The sequence below is a fragment of the Wolbachia endosymbiont (group A) of Udea olivalis genome (assembly GCF_964028365.1).
Classification (GTDB): domain Bacteria; phylum Pseudomonadota; class Alphaproteobacteria; order Rickettsiales; family Anaplasmataceae; genus Wolbachia; species Wolbachia pipientis.
On sequence record NZ_OZ034773.1, the window covers coordinates 96,299 to 120,838 of the forward strand.

26 protein-coding genes, 2 tRNA genes and 1 pseudogene are annotated in these 24,540 nt (G+C 35.1%); 18 read left to right on the forward strand and 11 right to left on the reverse strand.

Annotated elements, in window-relative coordinates; genetic code table 11:
• Positions 1–557: 557 nt before the first annotated feature.
• From ABWU32_RS00460 to ABWU32_RS00480, 5 genes are all read left to right on the forward strand, one after another.
• A complete protein-coding gene (locus tag ABWU32_RS00460; RefSeq protein WP_007548583.1) occupies positions 558–887 on the forward strand; it encodes an SWIM zinc finger domain-containing protein in 330 nt (109 codons plus the stop codon).
• An 862-nt stretch (positions 888–1,749) separates the two neighbouring features.
• Positions 1,750–2,331 carry a Holliday junction branch migration protein RuvA gene (gene ruvA, locus ABWU32_RS00465; RefSeq protein ID WP_141456674.1) on the forward strand — a complete coding sequence of 194 codons (582 nt, stop codon included), beginning with the start codon at positions 1,750–1,752 and terminating at the stop codon, positions 2,329–2,331.
• The gene (ruvB, locus tag ABWU32_RS00470) at positions 2,328–3,308 is read left to right on the forward strand and encodes a Holliday junction branch migration DNA helicase RuvB (RefSeq protein ID WP_015589389.1); all 981 of its coding nucleotides are present in this window, start codon (positions 2,328–2,330) and stop codon (positions 3,306–3,308) included. Before ruvA ends, ruvB begins: the two co-directional genes overlap by 4 nt.
• 77 nt (positions 3,309–3,385) lie before the next feature.
• Entirely contained in the window at positions 3,386–4,198 is an 813-nt protein-coding gene (locus ABWU32_RS00475) for a hypothetical protein (protein ID WP_353278678.1), read from the forward strand.
• A 116-nt stretch (positions 4,199–4,314) separates the two neighbouring features.
• Positions 4,315–4,821, forward strand: a complete 507-nt coding sequence (locus tag ABWU32_RS00480; RefSeq protein WP_141456676.1) for a DNA-3-methyladenine glycosylase — start codon at positions 4,315–4,317, stop codon at positions 4,819–4,821.
• 21 nt (positions 4,822–4,842) lie between these two features.
• Here the strand turns inward: ABWU32_RS00480 and purF are convergent, their stop codons facing one another.
• The 3 genes from purF to ABWU32_RS00495 are packed head-to-tail and all read right to left on the reverse strand — an operon-like array spanning position 4,843 to position 8,877.
• Positions 4,843–6,228, reverse strand: a complete 1,386-nt coding sequence (gene purF / locus ABWU32_RS00485; protein WP_353278680.1) for an amidophosphoribosyltransferase — start codon at positions 6,226–6,228, stop codon at positions 4,843–4,845.
• A 25-nt stretch (positions 6,229–6,253) separates the two neighbouring features.
• Positions 6,254–7,357: a rod shape-determining protein RodA gene (rodA, locus tag ABWU32_RS00490; RefSeq protein WP_174516924.1), complete on the reverse strand. Its 1,104-nt coding sequence runs from the start codon at positions 7,355–7,357 to the stop codon at positions 6,254–6,256.
• Positions 7,358–7,410: 53 nt separating this feature from the next.
• Positions 7,411–8,877, reverse strand: coding sequence for a proton-conducting transporter membrane subunit (locus tag ABWU32_RS00495; RefSeq protein ID WP_015589384.1), 1,467 nt, complete (start codon positions 8,875–8,877; stop codon positions 7,411–7,413).
• A 64-nt stretch (positions 8,878–8,941) separates the two neighbouring features.
• On the opposite strand from ABWU32_RS00495, the gene ABWU32_RS00500 reads away from it, so the two are divergent.
• From ABWU32_RS00500 to virB9, 3 genes are all read left to right on the forward strand, one after another.
• Entirely contained in the window at positions 8,942–9,256 is a 315-nt protein-coding gene (locus ABWU32_RS00500) for an NADH-ubiquinone oxidoreductase subunit NDUFA12 family protein (RefSeq protein WP_007548590.1), read from the forward strand.
• Between the two features lie 2 nt (positions 9,257–9,258).
• On the forward strand, positions 9,259–9,714 hold the full coding sequence (mlaD, locus tag ABWU32_RS00505) for an outer membrane lipid asymmetry maintenance protein MlaD (protein ID WP_007548591.1): 456 nt from the start codon (positions 9,259–9,261) through the stop codon (positions 9,712–9,714).
• Between the two features lie 185 nt (positions 9,715–9,899).
• A complete protein-coding gene (gene virB9, locus ABWU32_RS00510) occupies positions 9,900–10,682 on the forward strand; it encodes a P-type conjugative transfer protein VirB9 (RefSeq protein ID WP_015589382.1) in 783 nt (260 codons plus the stop codon).
• Positions 10,683–10,685: 3 nt separating this feature from the next.
• Here virB9 and ABWU32_RS00515 read toward each other — a convergent pair whose 3' ends face one another.
• Together ABWU32_RS00515 and mraY are read right to left on the reverse strand one after the other, a co-directional pair.
• Entirely contained in the window at positions 10,686–11,282 is a 597-nt protein-coding gene (locus tag ABWU32_RS00515; RefSeq protein WP_015589381.1) for a ribonuclease HII, read from the reverse strand.
• 6 nt (positions 11,283–11,288) lie between these two features.
• Positions 11,289–12,269, reverse strand: a complete 981-nt coding sequence (gene mraY / locus ABWU32_RS00520; protein ID WP_007548592.1) for a phospho-N-acetylmuramoyl-pentapeptide-transferase — start codon at positions 12,267–12,269, stop codon at positions 11,289–11,291.
• 223 nt (positions 12,270–12,492) lie between these two features.
• Between mraY and ABWU32_RS00525 the strand changes: the two genes are divergently transcribed.
• Together ABWU32_RS00525 and ABWU32_RS00530 are read left to right on the forward strand one after the other, a co-directional pair.
• Entirely contained in the window at positions 12,493–12,822 is a 330-nt protein-coding gene (locus tag ABWU32_RS00525) for a transposase (RefSeq protein WP_141456678.1), read from the forward strand.
• Complete coding sequence (locus ABWU32_RS00530; protein ID WP_265027790.1) at positions 12,806–13,441, forward strand: transposase; 636 nt, start codon at positions 12,806–12,808, stop codon at positions 13,439–13,441. Before ABWU32_RS00525 ends, ABWU32_RS00530 begins: the two co-directional genes overlap by 17 nt.
• A 498-nt stretch (positions 13,442–13,939) precedes the next feature.
• Here ABWU32_RS00530 and ABWU32_RS00535 read toward each other — a convergent pair whose 3' ends face one another.
• Genes ABWU32_RS00535 through der form a run of 3 tightly spaced genes read right to left on the reverse strand, consistent with a single transcriptional unit; the run spans position 13,940 to position 16,300 of the window.
• A complete protein-coding gene (locus ABWU32_RS00535; RefSeq protein WP_006279362.1) occupies positions 13,940–14,482 on the reverse strand; it encodes a demethoxyubiquinone hydroxylase family protein in 543 nt (180 codons plus the stop codon).
• Positions 14,457–14,978: a disulfide bond formation protein B gene (locus tag ABWU32_RS00540; protein ID WP_015589379.1), complete on the reverse strand. Its 522-nt coding sequence runs from the start codon at positions 14,976–14,978 to the stop codon at positions 14,457–14,459. Before ABWU32_RS00540 ends, ABWU32_RS00535 begins: the two co-directional genes overlap by 26 nt.
• The gene (gene der / locus ABWU32_RS00545; RefSeq protein WP_010963041.1) at positions 14,975–16,300 is read right to left on the reverse strand and encodes a ribosome biogenesis GTPase Der; all 1,326 of its coding nucleotides are present in this window, start codon (positions 16,298–16,300) and stop codon (positions 14,975–14,977) included. Before der ends, ABWU32_RS00540 begins: the two co-directional genes overlap by 4 nt.
• Before the next feature lie 131 nt (positions 16,301–16,431).
• Between der and ABWU32_RS00550 the strand changes: the two genes are divergently transcribed.
• Positions 16,432–16,641 carry a hypothetical protein gene (locus ABWU32_RS00550; protein ID WP_015589377.1) on the forward strand — a complete coding sequence of 70 codons (210 nt, stop codon included), beginning with the start codon at positions 16,432–16,434 and terminating at the stop codon, positions 16,639–16,641.
• A 9-nt stretch (positions 16,642–16,650) separates the two neighbouring features.
• Here ABWU32_RS00550 and ABWU32_RS00555 read toward each other — a convergent pair.
• Positions 16,651–17,794, reverse strand: a pseudogene (locus tag ABWU32_RS00555) (transposase).
• Positions 17,795–17,948: 154 nt separating this feature from the next.
• Here ABWU32_RS00555 and ABWU32_RS00560 point away from each other — a divergent pair.
• The 4 genes from ABWU32_RS00560 (at position 17,949) to ABWU32_RS00575 (ending at position 20,433) form a co-directional block, all read left to right on the forward strand.
• Complete coding sequence (locus tag ABWU32_RS00560) at positions 17,949–18,083, forward strand: hypothetical protein (RefSeq protein WP_255324782.1); 135 nt, start codon at positions 17,949–17,951, stop codon at positions 18,081–18,083.
• 32 nt (positions 18,084–18,115) lie between these two features.
• Positions 18,116–18,472, forward strand: a complete 357-nt coding sequence (locus tag ABWU32_RS00565; protein WP_227738564.1) for a hypothetical protein — start codon at positions 18,116–18,118, stop codon at positions 18,470–18,472.
• Positions 18,473–18,496: 24 nt separating this feature from the next.
• Positions 18,497–18,799 carry a hypothetical protein gene (locus ABWU32_RS00570; protein ID WP_231115838.1) on the forward strand — a complete coding sequence of 101 codons (303 nt, stop codon included), beginning with the start codon at positions 18,497–18,499 and terminating at the stop codon, positions 18,797–18,799.
• A 107-nt stretch (positions 18,800–18,906) separates the two neighbouring features.
• Positions 18,907–20,433, forward strand: coding sequence for an acyl-CoA carboxylase subunit beta (locus ABWU32_RS00575; RefSeq protein ID WP_015589410.1), 1,527 nt, complete (start codon positions 18,907–18,909; stop codon positions 20,431–20,433).
• Between the two features lie 53 nt (positions 20,434–20,486).
• Here the strand turns inward: ABWU32_RS00575 and ABWU32_RS00580 are convergent.
• Positions 20,487–20,559 (reverse strand) — tRNA-Thr (locus ABWU32_RS00580).
• A gap of 247 nt (positions 20,560–20,806) precedes the next feature.
• Between ABWU32_RS00580 and mutM the strand changes: the two genes are divergently transcribed.
• Positions 20,807–21,622 carry a bifunctional DNA-formamidopyrimidine glycosylase/DNA-(apurinic or apyrimidinic site) lyase gene (mutM, locus tag ABWU32_RS00585; RefSeq protein WP_015589411.1) on the forward strand — a complete coding sequence of 272 codons (816 nt, stop codon included), beginning with the start codon at positions 20,807–20,809 and terminating at the stop codon, positions 21,620–21,622.
• A 16-nt stretch (positions 21,623–21,638) separates the two neighbouring features.
• A complete protein-coding gene (pdxH, locus tag ABWU32_RS00590; protein WP_015589412.1) occupies positions 21,639–22,232 on the forward strand; it encodes a pyridoxamine 5'-phosphate oxidase in 594 nt (197 codons plus the stop codon).
• Positions 22,233–22,235: 3 nt separating this feature from the next.
• Here pdxH and ABWU32_RS00595 read toward each other — a convergent pair.
• A tRNA-Met gene (locus ABWU32_RS00595) sits at positions 22,236–22,312 on the reverse strand.
• A gap of 62 nt (positions 22,313–22,374) precedes the next feature.
• On the opposite strand from ABWU32_RS00595, the gene ABWU32_RS00600 reads away from it, so the two are divergent.
• Positions 22,375–24,528 (forward strand): ComEC/Rec2 family competence protein, encoded by a 2,154-nt coding sequence (locus ABWU32_RS00600; protein WP_015589413.1) that lies wholly within the window; start codon positions 22,375–22,377, stop codon positions 24,526–24,528.
• The last annotated feature ends 12 nt before the right edge of the window (positions 24,529–24,540 follow it).

The following is a 24,540-nucleotide window of genomic DNA, read 5'->3' on the forward strand; positions in this document are numbered from 1 at the left end:
AGTGAATACCTAAATTTGAGTAAAAGAAATTTCACTACCACTCACTAATCCGGCTAAAATTCAAGAATTTCAATGCTTTAGCTATTTTCAATAGAATTAAATTTATTAATATAAATAATAAATTACTATTCTTAAATTTGATCAGATTGATTGCAAAAAAACAAGATTTTCAATAGGTTGCTTATAATCCTAATTATAGTTAGCCTTTCATAAGTAGCGATGCAACAAAGCCCACTGGGATCCAGGAATTTTATTAAGTTGGTAAGTATAAAAGTAGCCGTTTTATGTTAAAACACAACGTTCTTGATGAGATTACGGCAAGGCTGGATTCCAGTGTCAGCTACTTTCATGACACCATTTGCTGTGCAATTTACCTTCAAAAATGAATGTTCATACAGTTATGGAATGAATCGCGGTATGACGTAGGGAAACCTTTCTTGAGTTAGCTATAGCACTATAAAATTGTCCGCAGGGCCATATAAAAGTTGTGGTGAGTTAATAAATTTTTATGGAAGAAAGGATATATTAGAAAATTGAGGGTTTTAAAGGAGGTAAAAATGAGACTGTATTATAAAGATATCACAGGTCTTATCAAAGAACCCTACCGCTCCAGAGGAAGGGATTATTTTGACAAAAGAAAGGTACAGATTATATCTGTTAATGAATCTCAAGCTAAATCAAAGGTAGTTGGATCAAATGTATATCGAGTAACACTAAAGCACGATGGTCCTCTTTTGAGTGGAACATGTTCCTGTCCTGCATTTGTGTATTATGGTCCATGTAAGCATATGGCTGCAACAGGTTTTGCTTTGGTTGCACTTGATAGAAAGGAGTATCGATCGTCTGCGCGCCCAGATGAACAGACTCTCTTTGAAAGGTTTTACTAAGAAAAACAAAGCAAGAGCTAATTTCAATAATTACTCGTTCCAGTAAACATTATCCTGAGATTTTTGAAGAACTAGAGGATAAAGAATATGAGCAATTTATTCAAAGTGAACTTTCAAAATCCGAGAATTATGTATAAAACAACCGGAAAGATGGTGAGATCAGGTAATCTATGGCTAAGACGTCATACCGCCGCGGTATCTCTTAGCCGCTAACACGTAGCGGGATGACGAGATGCCACCACGAACCGTCATACCGCGCGATTCATCCGCGGTATCTCTTAGCATAGATCCCGCTAACAAGCAGCGGGATGACGGTTGTCGTTTAGCTATAAACATTAAGAAATTTACCAAACGAAAAAAAAGGCAAAAAAAGCCCCATGATTGGCTAATTACTTACATTATACTTTCAAGTATGGCGTTTTTTTATTCTAAACACTTAATAACCGCGATTCAGCTACTTTTAAACCGCAACTAATCTAAATTATAAACGTTAAGAAATTTACTAAACAGAAAAAAAGGCAAAAGAAACCCTAGGGTAGCTAGTTATTCACTATCCATTTTTTAAGTTGGCGTTTTTTTATGTTTTAAACGCTTTATAAGCGCGTTTCAGCTTATGTAGGTAGAAATTTTATAAGACATAAGGTGCACATAGTGCAAAAAATTAAACATGATACGCCAGATACGTGAGTTTTTTTGTCATTTAATCTGTACAGAGAAGATAAATAAATAGCTTCAGTGTTTATGATAAGGGGGCTGGCGGAGTTTGTCAAGTGGTTTTTTAGCCACGTTTCCCTGTTATAATGTTCGTTTGCTTGACCTAAGATCCGGGAGTATTTAAACTGAACTCTATATAGTGTTAAAAATGATAGGAAATCTAAGCGGAATAGTTGATGAAGTGCGCAGTGATCACATAATCCTGAATGTGAATGATGTTGGCTATATGGTGTATCTTTCAGCCAAAACTTTAAGTGCTTGTGCAATTGGAAGTAGAATCAAATTACTTATCGAAACCTATGCAAATAACAGAGAAAACACTACTCAGCTATATGGTTTTATAAGCGAAGAAGAACAGCAGTGCTTGAGGTTGCTTGTCAAAGTAAGCGGCGTTAGCTATAAAACTGCAATGTCAATTTTGAGTAAATTAACTCCAGAACAGCTATTTTTGGCAATTATGAATGAGGATAAAGTAGCACTCAAGATGAGTGGACTTGGCCTGAAACTCATAAATCGAATCATCACTGAATTGAGTGGCAAAGTGAGTAAACTAGAAATAAATAACAATAACTTTAATCCAATTAATGAAGATGCCCTTTCAGCATTGATCAATCTTGGATATGAAAAAGTGAAAGCTTATGATACGATAAAGAAAATACAAGACAAATCGTCAAATCTGGACACTAAGGATATTATTCGCATAGCGCTTAAGGAGCTTTCAATACTATGAAATCAATATCGTGCGGTAAAGAATATACTGAAGATGTGCGCAATATCAACATCAGGCCTGAGCAACTTGATGATTTTGTCGGGCAAAAAGACTTAATACAAAATTTAAAAGTGTTTATAAACGCTGCACAGACGAGAACTGAAGCCTTAGATCACGTCTTATTATACGGTCCTCCAGGACTTGGCAAAACAACTTTAGCACAAATTGTCTCTAAAGAATTAAGGGTCAGCTTCCGCGCAACTTCTGGTCCATTGCTCAGTAAAGCTGGAGATTTGGCCGCAGTGCTTACCACTTTAAATGCAAAAGATGTCCTATTTATCGACGAAATCCATAGATTAAATCGCAGCATCGAAGAAGTTTTATATACTGCTATGGAAGATTTTTGCTTGGACATATTAGTAGGTGAAGGTCCATCTACTCGCACTTTAAGGATAGATCTACCACCATTTACGCTAATTGGAGCAACTACACGGCTTGGATTACTTTCTGCGCCACTCAGAGATCGTTTTGGCATTCCTTTGCATCTTGAGTTTTATTCTTTTGAGGAGCTAGTCGATATTATAAAAAGAGGCGCAAGAGTTCTTTCTGCTGAAATTGAAGAGGGTGCTGCACGGGAAATTGCCTGCCGTGCGCGCGGTACTCCAAGAATTGCTTTGAGGTTACTCAGAAGAATAAGGGATTTTGTTGAAGTGAAAGATGATAAAAAAATCACTTATGAAGTCGCTGATTCTGTATTACTAAAATTAGGTGTAGATAAAATGGGACTCAATAAACTTGATATGAATTATCTAAGATTTTTATTCAACACTTCAGGCCCTGTTGGAATTGACACCATATCTATTGCGCTATCCGAAGATGTTGGCAATATTGAAGAAACAGTAGAACCTTATTTAATCAAAATTAGTTTTGTAAAGCGCACACCAAGAGGGCGCGTTCTAACCGATCAAGCAAAGGAGTATTTGAGCTTTCAACATTAAACGTCATAATTTATATTGACTAATTGAGATAATGCTCGTATGTTGACATTTGTGTATTAAGGATAATGGAGGCATATATGTTAGATAGTAATGAAACTGTATCTTTGATTGTTGATCAAAATATTGCTGCTGGTAGCGTATCTGGGTCAATACCGAATAAGGATAAATGTAGGTACGTCACTCTTGATGATGAAGAAACATGGAAGAGGTTCTTTGTAGATCAGAACAACCCTTCTACGAATACTACTAATAAAGTAATAGTGAAACCTCATGTTCATAAGAATAGCGATGGTATGTATAGATATACTGCTGAGGAGACCAAATATCATGGTCGGGAAATTGTAGGCAAAGCTGCTAAACAAATTGAAGAAGAGATATCTAAAAATATTGATGCAAAGCTTATAAAATTAAGAGAAACTAAAAATATAGATAACAGTGTTAAGCCTGTCATAAGAATTGCGCTGAACGATTATATAAAAGAAGTAAACTTGCATGATATTCTAAGTGGTAATATGTGCAAAAAGTACGATGTAAAGACAGTTACGTTGCTACTACCTGGCCAAAAAACAAGGGGGGTACGTTGCCAAATTGATAAGGATGGGGCAAGAATTTATGAAGTGGCTAATGGATCATATCAAATGGCTCTAAAGTGGTATGTTGATGGACAAGAATGCAAAATTAAAATCCTCATTAGTGATGATGGTACTATAAAGCCCATCGAGGGTAATGGCGTAACTGAAGAACAGTTACGTGCAAACCAAGAAGTAAAAGTGGGAAGGCAATATGAAGCAAAGCCTTTACATGAAGCATTAGCATCACAATTGCCACAAACACAATTACAACAAAGTTCTGAAGAAGTAAAATCTTGGAGCAACTTTCAACAGATGTAACAGAGAGCACAACACAAAAGCATCAAGCTCCTGCTGCTCAAATGAGTAAGTAAGAAAAAACAAAAGTAATAATTAGTATAAGTTGCTTGCACCTGCAAGTAACTTATACTCTTATAATGAGCAACATAATACTACCAAGAAATTTCTACGAGCGGCCGACCTTAACTGTAGCTGGAGAGTTATTGGGAAAAGTCCTTAAATTTTCTAACTTTAGTGGAGTAATAACCGAAGTTGAAGCCTATATAGGAATGAATGACCCAGCTTGTCACGCGGCAAGAGGCTATACTAATCGAACTTCAGTAATGTTTGGTATGCCGGGATTTTCGTACGTATATTTTATATATGGGATGTACTATTGTCTAAATATTGTAACAGAAGCAGAAGGATTCCCAGCAGCAGTGTTAATACGAGGATTAAAGCTCATTGAACCGCTTGAAGCAAATTTAGGTGGGCCAGGAATATTGTGTAAAAGATTAAATATTACAAAAGAACATAACAAACAGGACCTTACTATAAGCCACAAATTTTGTGTTTATGAATCTCACCTCAAACCAGATTATATTTGCACCCCGAGAATCGGAATTAGTAAAGGCCAAGAGAAATTTTGGCGGTTTAAGATCTGAGCTCCAGTGATCTTACGTAGATTATTTGCCAATCGGATAATCACCAGTGAAACAAGCATCACAATATTGTGGTGTAGCATTGTTACGCACCTCTCCTTTAACAGCCTGATATAGTCCATCAATACTCAAGAAGGCTAGGCTATCTACTCCTATAACTTCCTTAATTTCCTCTACAGATTTATTTGCAGCAATTAAATCTTTGCACTCTGGTGTATCTATTCCATAAAAACAAGAATGCTTAATTGGTGGGCTTGAAATTTTGAGGTGAATCTCTTTTACTCCTGCATCCTTTAGCATAACTATTATATTTGTTAACGTACTACCACGCACTATACTATCATCTATTAAAATTATGTTTTTACCTTTCAAAGTGTGCTTATTAGCATTGAATTTTAATTTTATTCTAACTTTACGTACTTCAGCGGTTGGTTGTATAAAAGTTCTTCCTATGTAATGATTACGAATTATTCCCAGTTCCATAGGTAATCCTGAATGCTTTGCATATCCAATAGCTGCAGGTATTCCAGAATCAGGTATTGGTACAACCATATCTACATTGTTTTTTGGTGGGCTCTCTTCTGCAAGTATTTTTCCTATTTCTTTTCTTATATCATATATGGACCTATTCTCCATTATGCTATCTGGTCTTGAAAAATAAACGTATTCAAAAATACAAAAACTTGATTTTTGCTGTGGGAAAGGAAATGCTGAAGCTAGATTACCATTTCGATCAATGGTGACTAACTCACCTGGTTCTATTTCTCTAACAAACTCTGCATTTACTATATCAAGAGCACAAGTTTCAGATGCAAGAACGTAAGAACCGTTTAACTTTCCTAAAACAAGAGGCCTGATTCCAGACGGATCACGTACTCCAATAACTACTTCTTGATTGATTGCCACAAAAGAATAAGCACCTTGTATTTGCTTTAATGCATATATAAAACTCTCTAAGAAGCTATCTTTTTCACCGCTTGCTGTCAGATGCACTACTACTTCTGTATCAATATCTGACTGAAAAACGCACTCTTGTTTAATTAATTGTTTGCGTATCGGAGAAATATTAATTAAATTACCATTATGTGCTATGGCAAAACCCCCAAATTTGCCACTTTTGCCAAACATGGGCTGCACTCCAAATTTACTACCACTTGTTGAGTATCGAACATGACCTATTGCACAATCTCCAGGTAAGGATTTCTTTATTTCATCTATATCATCAAATACGCTGCTCACTTGACCTTGAAAGTGATAAGAGTGCAGCTTATCGTTGTTACTGGTTGCTACGCCAAAAGACTCTTGACCTCTATGCTGCAAAGCGTGGAGAGCAAGTATAGAGTTAAAAGCAGCACTTTGGTTGCAACTTATGCCAAATACCCCACACTCCTCACGCATTTCATCTAGCATAAAAACTATTAAGTAAAGTTTAATTTTACTTTAGCATAGGTAAAATACAAGCATTTTGTTGTTCATCTGCTTTTATTGCCAGCAATAATCCTATGCATATCAAGCTTGCAGCAGTTGTACTTCCTCCATAGGAAAGAAATGGCAATGGGTCGCCTATCACAGGTAAGAGGCCCATTGTCATTCCGATGTTTATAAAAAAATGAGCGCTAAAAAAGGCGAAAATGCCGATAGATAACGACTTAGAAAAATAATTTTTCGACCTATAAGCGATAGAGAAAATTATGCCAAGTAATGAGGTATAAAGCAAAATTAAAGCCATGCTACCTAAAAAGCCCCACTCCTCACTCAGCACTGCAAAAGCAAAATCTGTACGCTTTTCCGGCAAAAATCCAAGTTGAGTTTGACTTCCGTTAACAAAGCCCTTACCAAGCAAACCTCCTGAACCAATAGCTATCTGAGATTGCTGCGCATTATAACCTATCCCAAGTGGATCCACTGATGAATCCAAAAACGACAATATCCTTTGCTTGTGATAAGGACGTAAAAAAGGCCAAATAGCCGGTACTGCAAAAATGCCAAGCGTTCCACATATTACCGAATGAGATCTTTTTATTATTGCTGTGAATATAATTGATATCCCTATAAATAACATTATCACAGCTGTGCCTAAATTAGGTTGCTTTAACACCAAGAACACGGGTAAGAAAATAATTATAAGTGCCTTAAGCAATATTTTAAATTCCATCATTTTATATACACTCTGCTTATCAAAATAGCGAGCAAGCGCAAGTATTAAGCCTACTTTTGCAAATTCTGATGGCTGCAAACTAATTGATCCAATTCTTATCCACCTTGTTGCACCCATTATGTGTGAGCCAAAAAAATTTACTGCTAATAGCGAAATCGCTGCTGCTATATAAAAAAAGTAGGCGTACTTCAAGTAAAAATCTAGCTCTATGAATGACATAGCTATAGCGAATAGGAAAAAGAAGGAGAATATGACCAGTTGGTGAATCGCAAATGGCACCCACTTTCCTCCAGCAGAAGAGTATTGAACAACAATGCCAACGCAAAACAGCGCTATCACGTTAATGACTAACAACCAATGAATCTTCTTCAGCCTATCCACAATAAAGACCTTATAACCTTAAAGTATAGTAAAATATGAAACAAAGATAAAAATCAAAAAACCAACTTCTCAACTACTAACCGAATTGAAGTACTATATATTCCAGTTACTACTGTTAAAGCTGCCATAAACAATAGACAGAAAAGCATAGGAAATGGCACATCATTAATTTTGTCCGGTGTCATTCCAGTGCGTGACGTTGCATCATTTTCAAAATACATTTTCTCTACCATCTTCCACATATATATCAATGCAAGGAAAGAGCCAGCAGCAAATGTTACAAGGGAAATCCACGCATGAGATTCGATAATTGCTTTCATTATATACCACTTGCTTATAAAGCCATTTGTTAAAGGCATACCGATTAATGCTAAACTGAATAGAGTGAACGCAAGTGCTGTATAAGGCATTGATTTCTTGAGTCCCGATAAATTCTCTATTTTTGTTGTATCAAATTTGTAAGAAATACATCCTGCAGCCATAAATAAAGATGTTTTTATTATGCTGTGGTTTACTATGTGAAGAATTGCTGCAAATACACCTGTTTTTGAGTTAAAACTCAGTGCTAAAATTATATAACCAATTTGGCTAATACTAGAGTGAGCAAGCAGTCTTTTTATGTCTTTTGCGGTTATTGCAAATATCGACCCAAATACAATAGCGCAAAGTGCGAGGATAATTATCACATTGTCCAGTAGCGGCTTAAACAAGAAAAAATTTTGATGAAAAACAGTATAAAAGATTCTGATGAAAACATATATCATCACTTTTGTCACTGTGCCTGAAAAGAATATGCTAATGAAACTTGGCGCCTCACTATATGCATTAACCAGCCACCTGCTTAATGGAAACAGTGCCATTTTGATTGAGAGACCAACAAAAATGAACAACGTGCCAAGTTTTATGATGTTGTTATCGTATAATGGAACTATTCTTTCAGCCATGTCAGACATATTGAGCGTTCCAGTCATTGAATACAAGAGCCCGATGCCAAATAAATAAAATGTTGCACCTATTGTTCCACTAATTAGACATTCAAATGCTGCAACCAAGGCTTTTTTATCCCTTCCCATTGAAACTAATACATAAGAAGAAAGAGATGAAATTTCCAAGAAAACGTAAAGGTTAAATATGTCGTTTGTTACTAGAATCCCGAGCAGTCCGCTTAAGCACAGTAGAAATAGAGAGTAAAAACCAGTGATTTTGTTTTTGCTAATCTCTTTTTCGTTAATATAAAAGCTATAAAGCACACTAATCAGCGCTATAAAATTCACTAGGGTTAGAATTAAGGAATTTAACACGTCGATTCTTAACTCTATTCCATACGGAGGAGCCCAATTTCCAAGGTGATAAGTTATAATTTCACCTTTATATGTTTTAATGAGTAGTATTGATGAAATGATAAGAGTGATTGTTGTTGCAATAAAAGAAATAAACCAAGATACCTTGTGTTTCTTGGCAAGAAAGCAAAACATTGATGCAATTATTGGGATAATAACTTGTAAGATTGGTAATTGCATTAAATTGTTGTTAATATATCGTTAAAGTATTAGTATATATAATACTTTTTGTTTTAATACCCTTATGTTATCTAAAATTTGTAATGCAATAAAACGCCTATTACGAAGAGAAGATAAATTTGTAGGAAGAGATGAAAATGGAAATTCTTACTATGAATCAAGTAAAGGAAAAAGGTGGGTTATGTATAGCAGTGTTTCTGAGCCTACAACAGTGCCTCCGGAATGGCATATATGGCTTCACTATACTGATAATGTAGTACCAGTTAATAATAAAAAAAGAAAAGTAAAACATACTCCTAATTTAACGGGTACAAAAGATGCATACTATCCAAACCAAAAAGTGAAAAATTACTATAAAAGCTGGAGTCCTGATAACTAAAGATGCGAAGGTCAAATATACTTGAAATAACCGCTGGATTATTTGTATTAATTTTTACTATTTTTCTGATTTTCTTTGCTATTGATAAGCTATCTTACATAAAGAAAAACTATAAGGATTGCTATAAAATATATGGTCTTTTTGCTAACGCTAACGGTATAGGAGTTGGTGATAGTGTCAAGATCTCTGGTGTAGATGTTGGAAGCATAACTGGTGTATCACTTGACAAAGCTACCTACGTAGCACGAATCGATATGTGTATAAGCAAAGACATAAAATTGCCAATTGATAGTTCAGCTCTGATCACTAGCAGTGGAGTTGTTGGCAGTAAATTTGTTAATATATCACCTGGATCAGATATTAAACTAATCTTGCATGGTGGTAAAATAGAGTATACTCAAGCTGAAGCAAACATGGGTGGAATAATGGACAGAATTCTTGGTATGTTTACGAAGTGAAAATGGCAGGATTCCAAGTGTAACCGTTCAGGTGAAGCCTCCTGTAGTTCTAAAGTATTTAAGGAGTTTACCTTATTTCTTGCCTTTTCTACCGCTTGCTTTGGGGTTTATAGTATAGAAAGTGCCTTAACAGTTGCAGTGCATGTCTATTAATGATAAAATGAAGATTAATTCATTTTGATATTATGATTGGTTTACTGTTTGCCGTACTATTGTTCCTCTGTGGTAGTGATGCACTTGCAAAACAGGAGCCACGTTCAATAGCTGGAGATAATCACATAAAGGTAATAAATTATAACCCACAGGCTATACATAAGTATACGGGTTTTTATGGTTATCAGTCCAGTATATTGTTTGAACCAGGGGAGATAATACAAAACCTTTCAATGGGTGATTCAACTGGTTGGCAACTTCTTCCTCAAGGTAACAGATTGTTTATTAAGCCCATAGATGATATTGCTGATACTAATGCAACTATAATTACCAATAAAAGAGTTTATTACTTTGAACTTCATGCTGAAGAAGCAACTGGACTAGATGATCCAAGATTAGCATATGAAGTAAGGTTTCTTTATCCACTATTTAGCAGTGATGAGATTTACACAACAAATAACGGTGATATCTTCGAACAAGCTAGTCATACCATTATTCCTGATATCAATGATATTGAAGTTGTAAAGAAGGGATTAAATTTTAATTATTCCATCTCGCACGTCAAAGGTAGTCAGTCAATAATACCAATTAAGGTTTTTGATGACGGAAAATTTACATATCTACAATTCAATAAAATAAACTCTGATTTTCCGGCAGTTTTTATGGTTGATTCTGCAGGATATGAGTCTTTAGTAAATTTCCGTACAGTTGATAACTACCTGATAATCGAAAGGGTAAGTTCAGTGTTTACCTTAAGGAATGGATCGAGTACAGTTTGCCTATTTAATGAAACCATACCTTTCAAAAAAGGGTAAAGGCTATAATGCCCGAGATATGGGTGCAAAATTTTTTCTATGATGTTCTGTAATTCCATAAAGGCCAATAGCGTTAAGGTGCTCTTTTGTCCCATATCCTTTATTTTTATACCAATTATATTCAGGATGCTTATTGTGCAATTCTTGCATAAGCCGATCTCTCGTAACTTTTGCAACGATTGAAGCTGCTGCAATTGATGTACTCAAATTATCACCATTTACTATGGATTTCACTTGCCATTTCACTTCAGGTGGTTGATTACCATCAACTAGCACATAATCTAATTCTAGGTCCAAGTCTATCAACGCACGTTTCATTGAAAGTTTTGTTGCTTGCAAGATATTGTATGAATTTATTTCTTCTACGCTTGCCATTCCTATACCAAATTTTGCAACGGATATTATTTTTTCATATAGGACTTGCCTACATTGAGGAGTCAACTTTTTCGAGTCGTTGATTCCATCAATAATTGTATTTCTATCAATAAACACTACGGCTGCGGATATTACTGGACCAGCTAGCGGACCTCTTCCAACTTCATCCACTCCTGCTATCACTCCTGATAATTTATTTTCTAATGTAAAGTCTGGGTATTTCATAGGTTTTTATAATAAGAAAGTTATAGTAAAAACTGAACAGATAATAGAAATTATCCAAAATTTCATAACGATTACATTTTCTGACCATCCCTTCTTTTCAAAGTGATGATGCATTGGTGCCATAAGGAAAACTCTTTTTCCTTCTCCATATTTAAACTTTGTATATTTAAAATATGATATCTGAATAATAACAGATAGAGTCTCTATTACAAAAATTATTCCAATAACGGCAAAAAGCATTTCTCTTTTAATTAGGACACTAGTTAACCCTAAGGCTGCGCCTACCGACAAGCTACCAACATCACCCATAAATATTTTTGCTGGATGTGTGTTAAACCACAAGAAACTTAGAATAGCTCCTATAAATGCAATGCAGAATAAAGTAATATTCATATCTGCTTGAGTTATATATGCAATTAGCCCCAAAAAAGCAAAGGAAGTGATGACTTGAGTTGCAGCAAGGCCATCCAAACCATCTGTGAGATTCACAGCATTAGAAGAGCCGACAATTACAAACGCAGCAAACGGAACATATAGATAGCCAAAATCTATTATTACTCCTTTAAATAGGGACGTTTTTGTAAAACATTCAGCAGAGTATAGCTTAAGTATAAACACACCAACCAGAGCAACAATAAACTGAATAAGTATTTTGGTTTTTGCACTTAAACCTCGATAGTGATTTGTCTTCAATTTTAAATAATCATCAATAAATCCAAGTAGAGCAAAAAATAGAGTTATCAATATCAGCAGCAAAATTTCTGGTGTTAACTGAACCCAGAGTAAAATTGGTAATAAAGAAGAAGTCAGTATTATTATTCCGCCCATAGGTGGTACATTCTTTTTTGTTATTAAATGACTTTCTGGTCCACATGATCTAATTGGTTGCCCATCTTTGCTTATTTTTTTTAGAAGCTTTATAAAATAGGGAAAAAGAATAAACCCAAAAACAAATGAGGTAAAAAATACTTTTGTAGCTAAGATCATCTGCTTACTTAAATTGACTGAGTGTCATACCACCTATAGCTAATAAAGTCAATTTCTGTCATCCTATAGCCTGACCCACAACTGTACGAACATTGTGATTTGGGCCCATCAGTAGGGTGTCATCCCAGTCTGGAATGGCTTTGTTGCATCGCTCAAGTGAAAAGAACTGGCAGTTACTGACAAAATTCATTATAAATAGCCATTTAACTGTTGAAGAAAAAATATGCCACAAAAAATGAGAGTCAGTAACTGCCATGAATATAACAAATTTCTCCAAGAAAGAGGAAGCATTTTTTGTTATATCAATGACGCCATAGAAAATTGGTACGAGAATTGTCCAAAAATGCAGGGCGGCAACTATATTTATAGTGATAAAGTTGTGATTTTGGTGCATATAATCGTCAGTTTCTTTAGAATTGGTTTAAGACAAACAGTCGGGTTTATAAAAGGGTATTTGCAACAAATAGGAAGAGATTTGGCAGTTATCAGCTATTCACAAGCATCAAGAAGGTTTAAGAAACTTAATATTAAGATAAATGATTGCAGAAAATAATATGGAAGATATCGAAATTGCTATAGACAGTACAGGAATTAGTATATACAACAACACTCCTGGTCACAGCAAGGAAAATAGCACTGACAGAAAATATCGTGGCTATGAGCAAACGAGAAAATTGCACGTAATGTTGAATATAAACAACAAAAAAGCCATAGCTGTAAAATACAGTAACGGTGTCTACTCTGATCACTATGGAGCTTGTGATTTGCTAAAAGAAGTTGATTTTCAGCATGCCATAAAAGCACTATATGCAGATAGAGCATGTGATAGGCACAAGTTTTATAAGTTGTGTAACGAATATGATATAAAGACAAAAATTCCACCAATAAACAATGCGGCAGAACATCCAGAAATAGATTATATGTCTGACAGGAATGCTGCTATTAGGTTAATAAAATTATACGGTGAAGATGGCATGAAAGAATGGAAAAAAGAAGTAAATTATGGGAAAAGATCTTATATTGAAGGGTTTTTCTCAAGATTAAAGCAAATATTCGGATTTAGTTTGAGGAATAAATCTGAGATAAATCGAGAAAAAGAACTGCTAATCAAATGCTATTTGCTTAATAAATTCACTGATATTGGTATGGCTAAATTTGAGATAGTTACATGAATTTACCATAAATCACCATCTCATAAAGTGTGATGCAACAAAGCCGTCTGGAATCCACAACTGTACGAACGTTGTAGTTTGGACCACCAGTGGGGTGTCATCCCAGTGCCCAGACACTGGTTCTATGCAACTTAATTAAAAACGTTTGTTTTAGTGTAAGACAATTACCTTTAGCTTATCAGCTCAGTTATAAGCAAAATTTCTGGATTCCAGACTGGAATGACACCATTTGCTGTGCAATTTACCTTCAAAAATGAATGTTCGTACAGTTGTGAACCTGTGGCAGGTATTACATAAGAGCATTTCCCTCTTCTAAATTAAAACGCACTTTTGCCTCCTTTGCAGTCTATACTTTAGATGTATTTAATTTACAAATACTAATTATTTATTAATAATGGTGATATGTAAATATAGTTATAAAATAATTGTTACACTTGAATTCCTTCCTGGTTTCTGTTGTTATCAGAACATTTAAAACACTTTAAGAAAGCTGCTTAGTTAAATTAACTTAGACAAGTAAATAGCAGTTTTGCAGCCTGTTTTTATGAATGATGATAAAATGTTGTAGCCAAATGCGCTTTCAGCATTGTGCTGAATTGCAATATCTTTGTGCTCTAACTCCTCGTCGCGAAATTTACTTATAGTTTCTCTTAATTCCCCATCTTCTAAATGTGAAACTTGCTCTTTGTAGTGCTCCCCGATAACTTCTTCAACTGCAGCAGTGCAAGCCATAGCAGCTTTTTTGCCCATAATGGCAGTTGCAACGCCAAGCGACACTCCTAAAACACGCCAAACAGGCAACAAAACAGTAGGACGAACTTTTTGCTCTTTGATTTTCTCATTAAAATAGTGAAAATGCTTTTTTTCCTGCTCTTCCATTTCAATTATTTCATTGATTATAGAAGATTTCTTAAGAATAAATTTTTGACCAGAATAAATGCAAATAGCTCCATATTCTCCAGCGTGATCTACTCTAATTGCCTGTTGCAAGAACTGATTGTTGCTGTACCTTAAATTATTTAGATTTCTTTCTTTCTCCACAATACACCTTACCTGATACGAACAGAGCTACTATGAGATAAATTAGATTCCATGTTGCTAAGGAAACACCTAGAACGTAATGAGGTCTGTCACAAGATGGAGAGTAATTAGGATTTAGTAGATTATTTCTGAGCTCTTCTATACTAACGTTACCACTTGCTTGCTCTGTACAACCTAAAACATCATGAAATAAGTGGAGTTCAAGACCTATATGATAAAAAGATATTACTGCACCTATGAGGTAGCTGCAAAACATTGCATAGATTAGAATTTTGTTGTCTTTAAGCATGCACGCTACTGCAAGTAATCCGGCGATATAGTAAACTATTCGCTCGTATGTACATAACTTGCATGGCAGCATGTTGAAAAAATATTCTAGCACATATGCAAAAATTAGAGCAGCGGCACTCGACAGCAGAAAGATTGCAGGAATTCTGGAATTATTACACATAACTTTAAGTAAATTATCCCTGAAAGTATAAAGCAGAGTATTCATTTTACATAGGGATTTTTATTTTTTTTCAAAAGCAATCTAACTGGCACACCGTCTGCAAAGAAATTTTTTCTGAGATCGTTAATTAAATAGCGTTTGTAACTTTCATCAACACTTTCAGGTATGTTACATATCAAAGAAAAAGCTGGAGGTTTAGTACCAATTTGAGCGATATACTTCATTTTAACTGCTTTGCCTTTTACAAGAGGGTGAGAATGTTTTCCTACAGCATCTATGAGCCACTTATTCAGTTTTGCAGTGCTGATCTTCTTGTTCAAGGATTCACTCACTTCAAGACACTTATCTATCACATCACCGCAGCGCATGCCTTTTAACGCAGAAATTGTTATAGTTGGCACTTCCAAGAATAACCTGGTTACTTCCTGTTGTTTGACAAATTTTATTAACCTGCTTCTGTCATCCTTACCTATTAAATCCCACTTATTTAAAACAACAATAATCCCTTTCCCTCCCTTAATTGCAGCTTCACCAATTGATAAATCCTGCTGCTCAATACCAACTAGGGAGTCTAGCATTAAAACTACCACATGAGAGCGCTTGATTGATTCCATGCTTTTCTCAACAAATCTTGATTCTAAGCCATCTACAACATTCGCCTTTCTGCGGATTCCGGCAGTGTCAATTAGAGTAATTAACTCTCCATCATGATCATATGTAATATCCACAGAATCACGTGTGGTACCTGGCTCTGAACTTGTTATTAGTCTGTTTTCTGCAAGTAAACCATTTAAAAAAGTTGATTTTCCAACATTCGGACGGCCGATGATCGCGATCCTCAGCCTACTCAGTTCATTGTTAGGTAACTCAGTGTTCTCGTTAAAATTTTCAATAACACCAGCTAATGCATCATAAAGATCAACCATGCCAAGATTATGCTCGGCAGAGATATACACCGGGCCAAGAAAATCAAAAAACTGCAAATAATCAACATTTTCGGATTTATGACTCTCGCATTTATTTGCTACTAGTATTACAGGTTTATTTATTTTTCTCTTCAGCCACTTTGCAAACTCTTCATTTCGCTCATTTTGCACTTTTGCATCAACAAGAAAGAAAATTATGTTTGAATTGGATAAAGAAAATTCGATTTGTTCAATAACTTGTAGTGAAAAATTAGTTTGGTCGTTCCATCCTCCTGTATCTATAACTTTAAACTCCAAATCGCTAATTCTCCCCATTCCCTCTCGCCTATCCCTTGTCACTCCTGGAATGTTACTCACTACTGCTGCTTTTCTTCCTACTAATCTGTTGAATAGGGTCGATTTTCCAGCATTTGGTAGGCCTACTATGGCGATTTTTAGCATAATTCAAGGGCATGTTCTATATGAAGTAAATTATAACCGAAACTTTTCAATTTAACTATTGACTTCGTAGATTATATAAGCATACTACAGTTAGAATTTTTTTATTTCGTTATGTAAAATATGGGGTAGTTATGCTAGTGTCAGAGCAAATAGAGAGTGTAGATAGAGAAGAATTAAAGCAACAAAATCATATACATAAAGATACAGAGTGTTCGGAAGAGACGACAATATATGGGCATATTAATCAACATATGGAAAAAAACATCTCAAATACATTGCATGAAATATATGATGCTCTTATGTCATATAACGAATCGGAACAGTCAATGACGTCAACTTAAGAACTTTCATTAGCAAACTCTCCTAAAGACATGATGGCGTTTAGGCTTATCTACTTTATTGCGGCTGTCCCGGTCGGATTTTAACTTTAGCGCGTATACTTAAAAAGGGCTTGAAAGTTTTTTGGCGCAATAAGTACCTGATAGAGTTTCTGCCTCATTACACCAAATAAAACTGAAAAATTTAAACGATACTCAGTAATTTGATCTGGGTTCCAAGGCCCTTGTGCATCACACATATGAAGCGATAATATATTGCACATGACCAAGTTTGCCCAAAATTCTTGTAATACAGCCTCTCCAGAAAAATTCTCTAACTCTGCTCCTACTTTGAGTCGTTTATAGCACTCCTCTATGTGCCACCTTAACACATAAGCTTTGCTCCAAAGTCTCGGTCAAAAACTCTGTTTCTCAGTTGGCTAATGTCAGCACTATAACTCTTACTTTCTGTCCTTTCATTTTATTTTTTAGCTTTTCATTTTCTAATATAAAATCAAAATCTAATTCGCCAGCGTTCCCATAGCTTACTATAATTTCTTTTTTGCAAGCGAAAAATAAAATCTACTTCCAAATCATAATGCTGCTGAATGAATTTTACTGAAGACGATCATAGATAAATAATAATTTCTCTTGATTTAATAAACGCATTTGAGTGATAACTTCGGGTAATTGCTCTGCCGCCAACGTTTGTTCACCTATATTCCAAGCTGCAAGACGAGCACTACAAATTAGCGAAGTACACAAATCAACAAACAAATTGCCAATGGTGCCTGTTGTTCCATTTGGTTCAAACTCGGATACAATTTCCCCAGAGCTGGGTAATCTCATACCAGAACCATCTTCTGCAATAAGTCTATAGCCTCTCCAACTCAGGTTCATCCTGATAGGCTGTTTGGATGCTTAAATTCTTGAAAGCCTGTATGGCAAATCTTATACCTTGCTTTAGAAAAAGCTTGCTTTGAGGGTACATGTCAATGGCTCCATAAGTTCACATTCTATTCCCAAACTTTTTTTAACTAACTTTAAAATCATAGAAAATACTGTCGAAAAAGGAAGTTTTCTTGTTCGTGTAAAACTCAACACAATGGATTTTCTGAAAAGTTTTCGAGTATATTATATTTTTAATTTGTAGAATAAGGTTTTTTCCTTTTTGCATATTTCACCTAAAAAGGACACATTTTAGACTTCTTTGTTGAAATAAAACAGAAACAAAAGTGCTGTCCCTTGCACTCTTTGGATAATTTAATGATAAAAAATTTAGAGAGAAATTTTATACACTATCGCTGATATTTTTCCTTAAGTTGACGCCATTGCCTGAACACTTACCTAATGATGAAGCTATCGAAAACATAGCAAAGAGACTTCAAAAATCTATAGACGATGCAAAAAAGCACAAGGTCATGTTTAGTGTTGATGTATTCCAAGGAGAAAAAAGTCATCAATAATAGATTATTCGATACTGATCTTATACCACCTCATGGAGCAAGATAAAAATGTTACTGAGACTGGAAAAGAAAAACTACGGCCTCTTATGTTAGAAATGTTTAATCTAGTTTCAACAGGCACTGATGTGAGCCAAGAAGTTCGGAGATTATTGCCAGAAGATATACTGAAAGAACGCGGCGAATATTTGTCACGTCTAAAACAAATTGTAAGTGATAGTATTGAAAATGACAAAAAAAAAGAAATTGTAGTAGAAAGAGATAATAAATTTTATTATGTACAGTGTCCAGAAAAAAGTGTGATCACTCCTGCAAAATTTATGAACTCCCCGGAATTTAAGGACTTAGAATATGGTGCATTGCGAATAGGAGAAGGAGATAATCTAATCTGAATAAAAAGCTGGCAATATCATGATATGCAAGGCAAAGTAAAAATGACCTTTAGGGTAGGCGATGAAAAGATCGAAATGATTTTATCTTCTGAAAAAGCTGAAAGTTTTGGTAAAATAATGGTACATATGGATGACAAAAGTTGTGAAATCTTCTCAAAGTACCTAAAAGAGCTAGAAAAAGAACCTCGTATAAGCAAGGTTGTTGAAGCTGCTAAAAGTTTTGCACAAACAAAAAGCAGTGCAGTTAGTCCACCTCTTTCTAATATGAAAAGTGTTGACACATCGCAACATTTTCAAAGTAGTGACCATGAATCACCAGAGCATTAACAATTATCATACATACATTGTTGCATATAGCAATAGTGTATGTGTATAGTTAGTAGGGTTTGTAAACTTAATAAAGTCTACAACTAATTTGAAAACTACTTTATTGTATGCAAGACTTTAAAATACTAGAAAATCTAAAAACCAAAGCACTAGAAGCTGAAAAAGGAGGCGGTTCTGACAGGATTACCAAACAACATGAAAAAGGGAAATTAACTGCTAGAGAAAGGCTCAGTATATTGCTCGATGAAAGTTCTTTTGCAGAATACGATAAATTCGTAAAACATCATGCAAATGATTTTGGCATGCAAAATGCTAATTTTTTAGGTGATGGGGTAGTGATTGGTCATGGTACTATTTATGGCAGAAAAGTTTTTGTTTATTCTCAGGATTTTACTGTCTTTGGTGGTTCACTTGGTGCGTCACATGCAAAAAAAATATGCAAAATTATGGATATGGCAATTAATGCCAGAGTTCCAATTATCGGACTAAATGATTCTGGTGGAGCCAGAATTCAGGAAGGAGTAAATTCTCTTGCTGGTTATGGAGAAATTTTTCAAAGAAACGTAAATGCATCGGGTGTTATACCACAAATTTCTTTAATTATGGGCCCATGTGCAGGAGGTGCAGTTTATTCCCCAGCATTAACTGACTTTACTTTCATGGTGAAAAACAGTTCATATATGTTTATAACCGGGCCAGATGTAGTAAAAAAGGTTACCTACGAAGATGTAAGTTTCGAAGACCTCGGTGGAGCAAAAATTCATACAAGCAAAACAGGAGTAGCGGATTTTGCATTCAATAATGATGTTGAAATGCTGCTAAAAATGCGTGAATTCTTTACTTTCTTACCAGCAAATAATCAAGAATCACCAAAATCTGCACCAATCTGTAATGATGTTGACGACATTGATGAATCCTTAAACACTCTAATTCCTACCAATCCTAATACTCCTTATGATATGTATGAACTCATTGAAAAAGTTTGTGATGAAAGGAATTTCTTTGAACTGAAACCTGATTTTGCTCGTAATATCATAACTGGTTTTGGTAGAATTGGAGGAAATACTGTCGGTATTGTTGCAAATCAACCTATGCACCTTGCAGGATGTTTGGATATTGATTCTTCAAGAAAAGCTGCGAGGTTTGTAAGGTTTTGTGACGCATTTAACATTCCGATCATCACACTTATTGATGTTCCAGGATTTTTGCCGGGTACAAATCAAGAATACAATAATATAATACAACACGGAGCGAAACTGCTTTACGCTTACGCTGAAGCGACCGTGCCGAAAATTAGCCTTATCACTAGAAAAGCGTATGGTGGTGCATACATTGTTATGAATTCGAAACATCTAAAAGGTGATATAAATTATGCCTGGCCAACTGCTGAAATAGCTGTGATGGGCCCTGAAAGTGCAGTTGAGATTATATTTCGACACGAAAAAGATCAGCAAACGTTAATTAAAGAATATAAAGAAAAATTTGCTAACCCATTTTTTGCTGCATCATATGGATACATTGATGACATTATAGTGCCAAGTAAAACAAGGTATCACTTTTGTAAAGCATTAGAGCTACTCAAAAACAAGAAGGTAGAAAGGATATGGAAAAAGCATGACAACTTACCTCTGTAACTTTCTTCTAAGCCTTGCTTACAAGTTATGCAATATTATAAGTATAATCAGTGTGCCGTTACCAAGACTCGAACTTGGGACCTCGTCATTACCAATGACGTACTCTACCACCTGAGCTACAACGGCAAGTTTATATATTATGATAATGAATAACACAAAAAAGAATAAGGAAAAAGAAGAGGAGAAAAAAAGATTAGCGAAAGCTTTAAAGCAAAATATTTTGAAAAGAAAAAAGCAGCAACAGAGTAGACAGAGAACCCTTTCAAAACTCGTTTGTGGTGAGGAATTTTTAGGAGAAAGCACCGCAGAATACTCGAATGTATTTGAGAACGACAAAATTACCATCAGAAACTTAAGTTTTGAAGGAGGTATCATGCCAGAACTACCGGAAGTGGAAGTAATCTCTAATTTTTTGCTTGATAAAATTAAAAACAAGCAAATCAGTAATGTTATAGTGAATAATTGGAATTTACGTGCCCCAATAACAAAAAATATTGATGATATGCTAAAGGGCAAAGTCATACGCAACATCAAGCGTAGAGGTAAGTATACCATCTGGAATACAGATGGTAGTGTGGCTGTAATCATACATCTTGGCATGAGCGGAAAGCTTATATATGCTGACCACGATCAAATGCGGAATAAGCATGATCACGTGGTATTTTTATTTTCTGACAATACTTCAATAATTTTTAATGACCCAAGAAGATTTGGATTAGTTATCGTTTTAAATAAAGAACAAGAAACGGATTTTTTTAGCGATTTTGGAATAGAGCCCCTCACGGATGAATTCAGTGGAGACTATTTACAGGAGTTGCTGAAAAACAAAAAAGTGAATATCAAATCAGCGTTAATGGACAATAAATCAATAGTTGGCGTAGGCAACATATATGCTTCTGAGAGCTTGTTTAGAGCCTGTATATCACCACTCAGGTCAGCAAAAAACTTGACCTATAGAGAGTGCGAAAAACTTGCTGCTGAAATAAAAAATACTCTGAGTGATGCAATTGCTGCAGGCGGTTCAACACTGAAAGATTATGCACAGCCATCTGGATCTGCTGGATACTTTCAAAATAACTTTTACGTATATGGTAAAGTTCAAAAACCTTGCAAGATTTGCAATAATATCATAACACTTATACGACAAAATGGCCGTAGCACTTATTTTTGCAACGCGTGCCAGAATTAAGATTTTATTTTTTGATATGATATTTTCACTTGAAAAAGATCCATTTGATTTGTTTTCAAAGTGGTACAAAGCAGTACTTAATTCTCCGTGTGAACAACCAACTGCAATGACGCTAGCAACTTGTAGCAAAGACTGTATTCCATCTGCAAGAGTGGTATTACTAAAGGAATATAGCAAAGAAGGTTTTGTGTTTTTCACTAACGTAAACAGTAAAAAAGGGAAAGAATTGACTGAGAACCCCAAAGCTGCGTTAGTGTTTCACTGGATAGAATTTTCTAGGCAGGTAAGAATTGAAGGAGAGGTTAAACTTCTAAACGATGAAAGAACTGACAAATACTTCTCTTCTCGAGCACGTGATAGTCAAATTAGCGCATGGTGCTCAAAACAATCGAGCATTCTGAAAGATTGGCAAGATTTTGAGCAAGCTATTGAATTGAAGAATAAAGAATTTTATGATCAAAAGGTCCCTCGTCCTGATTTTTGGGTGGGATTTTGCGTAATCCCAAAAGTAATTGAATTTTGGCAAGAAGGTGAATATAGGAAGCATATTAGATTTAGATACACTCTTGTTGAGGGAAGCGATTGGAAAGTGGAACAACTATATCCTTAAAAATGGTTGCGGGAGTAGGATTTGAACCTACGACCTTCAGGTTATGAGCCTGACGAGCTACCGAGCTGCTCCATCCCGCGTCGTTGCTTATTTAGTTATTATATATACAAATAATGAAAAAAGAAAAATAAAATTTCACCACATGCAAATATCGACACACTTATTAACTTTTCTTGACATAATAGTTAGTTATATACGTAACAATCTGCGCAATGAACAATATAACTTGATACTGTGGTTTCCTGTTTTTCAGTGTGTAGGAATTCTAACCTATTTTTCCCTAAGTTTTGAACCAAGCTGCATATCTATTTTTCTTTTGCTTTTACCCACACTAATTTTGATTGCAATATTGTATAAAAGGTACGCGATATTGTGTATCGCTTTAATAGCAGTGCTCATAGGATTTACAGCTAGTAAATTAAGAACAGCTTTAGTTGATACTCAAATTCTTGATAAAGAGAGATATGTAAAAGATATCGTTGCCACAGTGAAGGATATTAACGACAGGGGCTCATATAAACAATTTCTGCTTTCTGTTGAAAAATCCCCTACTATCTCAAAATCCTCTCCTGTCATCCCAGCGCCCCCTTTTGTCATCCCAGTACTTGATACTGGGATCCAGAAAAAAAAGATATGGATTCCAGCGTCACGCGCTGGAATGACACCGGATAGAGCTCTAGATAACATCAGAATATCAGTTAGAACCAAAGTGGAAAAAGGCATTAAAATAGGCGATCAAGTAAAATTATCAGCAAAACTCTTCCCTCTAAAGATTGCGCCCTCGGAGTATGCATACGATTTTGCAAGAATAGCATATTACCAGAAAATAAGTGCAACAGGCTTTGCAACAAGCAAAATAGCCCTGCACAAAAAGGCTGAAGCAAGGAAATTTCAAGAATATATAGAATCTTTCCGTCAATACATTTATGAAAACCTGCAGCAAAATATCAAGAAACCACATGCGGATATAATCTCTGCATTACTGATCGGTAAAAAAGATGGCATAGATCAAAAAACTATGGACGCGATACGAGATTCAGGTATAGCACATTTGTTTGCCATATCTGGTTTGCATTTATCATTCGTTGCTGGTCTGTTTTTTGTAGTGTTTCGTAATTTATTCGCAATATCTGAAACTTTGACTCTTAAGTATAACACCAAGAAAATATCTGCATTCCTTACTATCTTGCCAACCACGTTTTATTTGTTGATTACCGGTATGCAAATTTCTGCTCAGCGTGCCTACATCATGGTGATTTTAGTACTCGTTGCAATAATGATAGAGAGAAAATATCGAGGGTTAATAGCAATTGCGTTTGCTGCTTCAGTGATACTCTCAGTAGAACCAGAAGCAATTTTAAAGCCTGGCTTTCAGATGTCATTTTCTGCTGTTTTGGCACTGGTTGCCAGTTATCAGATCAATGCCAACAAATTATTCAAAATAAAAATAATGAAATATTTTGTGTCGATAATGATCAGCTCAGTAATAGCAAGTTTAGCAACTGTTCCGTATACGATATATAATTTTAATTATTTTTCAATTAGTGGCATTATCACAAATTTAGTTGCTATACCGATAGTTACATTAATTATTATTCCACTTGGAATAATCTATGTTTTTTTGATTCCTTTGGGTATTGAGTGGATTATAGCGCCACTTATAGAGCGCCCAATTGACAGCATTTTGTATATAACAAACGCTATCGCTAGTCTTCAGTATTTGGTTATTCCCATTCGTACTTTTCCTGCCTCATCAATTATTATAATAACATTTGGGTTATTGTGGCTGTGCTTGTGGGAAAGAAATTGGCGTTTTTTGGGATTTTTTTTTATTGTACTAGGTATTTGCTTTAGCGCTGCATATAAAACCCCCGACATCCTAATAAATGCTGATAATGTTGCTGCAAAGGAGAGTGATAACTTACTATATTCTCTCACTAGAAAAAGCAGAAATTTTGTTATCAAAACGTGGGCAAAGCAAAACGGACAGAACCAAATTTTGAATCATACAAAATATAGCAATCCAGATAAAAGACTAAAGTATGGCTGCATATATAATAAAGGAAATAATAAATTAGTGCTGCTAGCTTATAAAAAAGAAGATATTTCAGAAAATTGTGATAAAGTTGATTTAACAATTCAATTAAGTGAGTTTGACTATTCAGCTTGCAACGCTAAAATTATTAAACATGCTGATCTAGAAACGTATGGCACACATTCTGTTTGGTTAACAAATCGTTACGTAAAGATTAATACAGTGCGCTCCAATAGGCCTTGGCACATGTTGAAAAATTAAGAAACTTGATTT